This is a genomic window from Arthrobacter sp. TB 26, assembly GCF_000427315.1.
Taxonomy (GTDB): domain Bacteria; phylum Actinomycetota; class Actinomycetes; order Actinomycetales; family Micrococcaceae; genus Arthrobacter.
The window spans coordinates 1-4,811 of sequence record NZ_AUPJ01000029.1 but is presented as its reverse complement, the minus strand read 5'-3'; the positions used below and the strand labels follow the sequence as shown (position 1 = coordinate 4,811).

Annotated in this window: 3 protein-coding genes and 1 pseudogene; all 4 read right to left on the bottom strand. The window is 69.1% G+C overall.

Translation table 11 applies throughout. The features are described from left to right. Positions 1-270 (bottom strand): annotated as a pseudogene (locus K789_RS0100530) (MFS transporter); the annotation flags it as partial. Next, positions 267-1,043: a DeoR/GlpR family DNA-binding transcription regulator gene (locus tag K789_RS0100525; RefSeq protein WP_024365040.1), complete on the bottom strand. Its 777-nt coding sequence runs from the start codon at positions 1,041-1,043 to the stop codon at positions 267-269. The pseudogene K789_RS0100530 and the gene K789_RS0100525, both read right to left, overlap by 4 nt. Before the next feature lie 141 nt (positions 1,044-1,184). Beyond that, positions 1,185-4,010, bottom strand: a complete 2,826-nt coding sequence (locus tag K789_RS0100520) for an FAD-binding and (Fe-S)-binding domain-containing protein (protein ID WP_024365039.1) — start codon at positions 4,008-4,010, stop codon at positions 1,185-1,187. Then, positions 4,010-4,811: L-lactate permease (locus K789_RS0100515; protein ID WP_024365038.1), on the bottom strand; the 802-nt coding region annotated here is incomplete at its 5' end. The genes K789_RS0100520 and K789_RS0100515, both read right to left, overlap by 1 nt.

Here is a 4,811-nt window from a genome sequence, read left to right as displayed (position 1 = left end):
GGCCAGGGCGGCGACAAGGCCGGCGGCGCGCACGGCGTTGGCCGTCCCGATCCGGCCCACCACGTGGCCGGCGGTGGGCAGGGCGATCAGTGAGCCCGCCGCCACGCAGAGCAGCAGGGTTCCCATCTGTCCGGAGGAGATATTCAGGATGTCCGTCACCGCGGGGATGCGGGCGGCCCAGCTGGCGAACACCAGCCCGTTGATTCCGAAGATCAGGAAGGTCGCCGCGGCGGCGGCCTTGAGCTGCGGGCGGGTTGCCGTCCTGGTCATACGATCACTACTTCCACCGAGTTTTGGGTGAGCCGGTCAAGTTCTTCGGTACTGAACTGCCGGTCCGTGACGAGGACATCCACGGCGGCCAGGGGCGCGACGAGCGCAACGGCGCTGGCGTTCCACTTGGTTCCGGAGCAGGCGACGATCACCCGGCCAGCGGATTCCAGTCCGGCGCGCTTCACGGCCGCGTCGTCGAGGTCGTGGGCCAACAGTCCGTCCCGGAGGTTGAGCGCGCACGGCGTGACCACGGCAGCGTCAAACCGCAGGGAACGGATGTTGGTTTCCGTCATGGGGCCGCGGAAGGACTGTTCACCGTTGATCAGGCTCCCGCCGGGCAGCAGCAGTTCGGGATGCCGGCCGGCGGCCGGCCCTCCCTCGGTCAGCGCATTGACGGCCCGCAGCGACATCGGCATCAGGGTCATTTGCCGCTGCCGCAACTGCCGGGCCACCTCGGTGGCCGTGGTGCCGCTGTCCAGCCAGACGTGACCGCGGTCCGGCAACAGGGCGGCGACGCCGGCAGCAATCCGCACCTTGACCGCAAGGTCCTCGATTTCGCGTTGACCGTATTCGGGGTTTTCGCCGCCCAGCACGAGGCTCCGGGCACCGCCGTGGACCCGGCGGAGAACCCCGTGGAGGGCCAGGACGTCCAGGTCGCGGCGGATCGTCGCCCCGGAGGCGCCGCAGGCGGTCATGAGCTCATCGACGCTCACATGCTCCCGATGGCGCAGCAGTTCGCCGATGCGGCGGTGCCGCTCCTCCGTAGTACTCATGTTCAAATGCTAACCGAACATGATCATTTAATCATTTGTTGCGCAGATACGGTCCAGCGGCAACGCTGACAGCAACGCGGGGTCACCTCGCGCCCATCCCGTAGCTCCGGACGGGCGCGACGTGACCCCGCGTTGCTCTGTCTACCGCGTGACTTCCTCCAGCAGCTCGAGCACGTGGCGGTACTGGGCGCCCGTGGCCCGGGTCATGCCCAGTTCGCAGGTCCGGTTGCACGAGGCGTGGGCTGCAGCGCCCATGTCGGCCACCTCCGCGGCCTGCTTGGCGGTTGCCGAGGCTGTCAGTTCAGGGTGCAGCATGCCCCGGTCACCGGCGAACGCGCAGCATCCCCAGTTGTCGGGGATCTCGACCCGCTCGGCCACGGCGCCGGCAACTGCCCCGAGGGCGTCGTTGAGGCCCATCCGGGTGGAGGAGCAGGTGGGGTGGAGGGCGAGTGACTCCAGTTTCCCGTGCTCGGGCAGCCGGGGCAGGATGTTGTCCGCGGCGAAGTCCACGGCGTCCACCATGCGCAGGGCACGCTGCCCGGGCGCGGGTGTGTCCGCTTCCACGGCCTGGCGCAGGCCCTCGGTGCAGGAGGAGGCGTCGCAGACGATGGGAAGCTCGCCGTCCCGGGTTGCCTCCCGCAGGGCGGCCAGGGTCTTCTCCCGCATCGTTTTCTGGCCGGCGGCCATGCCTTTGGAGGACCAGGGCGTGCCGCAGCACAGTCCGTCGATGCCAACCGGGACGAGGAGCGTGAGCCCGGCCCGGGCGCAGAGTTGTTCGAAGCTGTACTGGACGCCGCGGCCTTCGGCGTCCGGCCCCGCTCCTGCCGGCCCGAACATGGTGCCCACGCAGGCCGGGAAGTAGACAGCGTCAACCTCACCCAACGGCGTCGGACGCTTCCGCACCGAACCGCCGCCGGGCAGTTCGGCGGAATACAGCGGGACGGTGTCTGTCCCGAGCACTGCCCGCACGGCCTTGTTGGGCGGGGCGATGGCGGCGGCCGGCAGCCTGTCTACCACCGTCAGCGCCAGGGAGGCGCCGCGGGTGACGCCTTCCCAGTGCTTCGCGGCGGCGTTCCAGGCGCTGTTGGCGAGCGGACCGGCGTCTGCCGTCCGGAGGCGTTTCACAAGCGATCCGGTGTTGATGTCGACCGGGCAGGCCGTCTGGCACATCCCGTCCACGGCGCAGGTGTCCACGGACTCGTAGTCGTAGTCCTTCTCCAGCTCCCGGACCAGCGCCGTGTCCCCGGCCAGCCGCGCGGATTCGATGGCGCGCAGCGTGACGATCCGCTGCCGCGGCGTGAGGGTGATGTCCTTGCTGGGGCACACCGGCTCGCAGTAGCCGCAGGAGACGCAGCGGTCCACTTCCTCCGCAACAGGCGGCGTGGTCTTGATGTGCCGCAGATGCGCCCGCGGGTCCTCATCCATCAGCACGCCAGGGTTGAGCATGGCGGCAGGGTCGAAGAGCCGCTTGATGGTGCGCATGACGTCGTAGAGCTCATCGCCGTACTGCCGTCGGACGTACGGGGCCATGACCCGCCCGGTCCCGTGCTCGGCCTTCAGCGATCCGCCCTCGGCCAGGACCAGCTCCACCATGTCCTCGGTAAAGGCGCTGTAGCGGTCCAGTTCGGCCGCGGTGGCGAAGCCGTCCGTGAGCATAAAGTGGACGTTCCCGTCCTTGGCATGTCCGAAGATCACGCTGTTGCTGTAGCTGTATTTATCGAAGAGCCGGATCAGTTCCCGGCACGTGCGCCCCAGCACGGGGACCGGGACCACAATGTCCTCCAGCAGCGCGGTGGTGCCCTGGGGCCGCGCTCCGGCGACCGAGGCGTAGAGGCCCTTGCGGAGCTGCCAGAGCTGGGCGCGTTCCCGCGCGTCGCCGGTAAACCGGGCCGGGGCGGAGAGCCCGAGCCCGTGGAGGATGCCCTCGCCCTGGCCCTGGAGTTCCGCCAGCTGCCCGGCGCTGCCCGCGGAGTACTCCACAAGCAGGGCGGCATGGTCCCGGACCGCCAGGTCCTGCACGACGGCGGGCGTTCCCTTGAGTGTCTGGCCCACTTTGAGCGACAACGCATCCATCAGCTCAACGGTGGCCGCCCCCGTCCCGACGAGGGCGGGCAGCGCCGAGTTGGCCGCCTCGAGGTCCGGGAACACCAGCAGGCCCGCTGCGGCATGCGGGAGCCGCGGGATGGTGCGGAAGACCGCCTCGGCCACGAATCCCAGGGTGCCTTCGCTCCCGACGATCAAGTGGGCCATGATGTCCGCCGGGGTCTGGAAGTCCAGCAGGGAGTTCAGGCCGTAGCCCATGGTGTTCTTCATGGAGAACTGCTGCCGGATCCTCTGCATGGAGTCCGGGTTGTTCCTGACCCGCCCGGCCAGCCGGGCCAGGCCTTCATGGAGTTCCGGCTCGAGGGCACGGAGTTTCTGGTCGGCGTCGGCCGCCCCGGTGTCGATCACGGTGCCGGAGGGCAGCACCACTGTCAGTGACTCCAGGGTGCGGTAGGTGTTGTCCACGGTGCCGCAGTTCATGCCGGAGGAGTTGTTGGCGACCACCCCACCGATGGTGCACGCTGCCTCGCTGGCCGGATCGGGCCCGAATTTCCGGCCGTAGCGGGCAAGTCTCGCATTGAGCGCCCGCACGGTGACGCCGGGCTGGACGCGGACCCGCGCGCCGTCGTCGAGCACTTCGATGTCCCTGAAGTTGCGGCGGACATCCACGAGCACGCCGTCGGTGACTGCCTGCCCGCTCAGGCTGGTGCCGCCGGAGCGGAAGGTCAGCGGCACGCCTTGGGCCGCGCTGGCGCGCAGCAGACCGCCGACGTCGGCTGCACTCCCGGCCGTGACGACGGCCTGCGGGATCAGCAGGAAGTGCGAGGCGTCATGGGCATTCGCGTGCAGGTCGATCGCCCGGGTCTTCACCTGGGCGGGATCCTGCACTGCCGCGCGGAGGCCAGCCAGGTCCAGGGGAGCCATCAGGGGACCATCCAGCCGAGCACGGGGGTGGACTGCAGGAAGATCAGCACGGTGAGGAGCGCCAGGAGGCCCAGGCTCCAGCCGATCAGTTTGCGGAACAGGGTCCCCTCGGCGCCGTCAAGGCCCACAGCCGCGGCGGCAACGGCCAGGTTCTGCAGCGACAGCATCTTGCCCATCACGCCGGCGGAGGAGTTGGCGGCGGCCATCAGCACCGGAGACAGACCGGTCTGCGCCGCTGCGGTGGCCTGCATCTGGCCGAACAGGGAGTTGGAGGAGGTGTCGGAGCCGGTCAGGGCGACGCCGATCCATCCGATCAGTGGCGAGAGGATGGCGAAGAATCCGCCCGCGGAGGCCAGCGCGAATCCCAGGGTGGTGGTCTGGCCGGACAGGTTCATCACGAAGGACAGGCCCAGGACCGCGGTGACTGTGACGATGGTCCAGCGCAGCTGGACCAAAGTGTCCCGGTAGATGCGCAGGCCGTGCGAGGCGGTGATCTTGTACAGCGCCATGGTGATCAGCCCGGAGAACAGCAACAGGGTGCCGGTCGCCTTGAGGTGGTCGAGCTTGAACTTGGTGGCCGCAACCGGTTTGCCGGCCGAATCGGTGATGTCCAGGCCGGGCCAGGCGAAGGTCACGCTGCCGACCTGGCCAAGCCAGGTCTTCACGAACGGAAGCTGGGCCACGGAGAACACCGCGATGATGATCAGGTAGGGAGCGATCGCCATCCAGATCTGCCGGGGTTCGGGCCGTGAGTTATCGGTCGGCACCGCGGTTCCGGGGGCGACGGCGACGGCGCCCTTG

Bases quoted from the DNA above. Each gene is read 5' to 3' on its own strand.
- K789_RS0100525 (WP_024365040.1), bottom strand. From the start codon at position 1,043: ATGAGTACTACGGAGGAGCGGCACCGCCGCATCGGCGAACTGCTGCGC.
- K789_RS0100520 (WP_024365039.1), bottom strand. From the start codon at position 4,010: ATGGCTCCCCTGGACCTGGCTGGCCTCCGCGCGGCAGTGCAGGATCCC.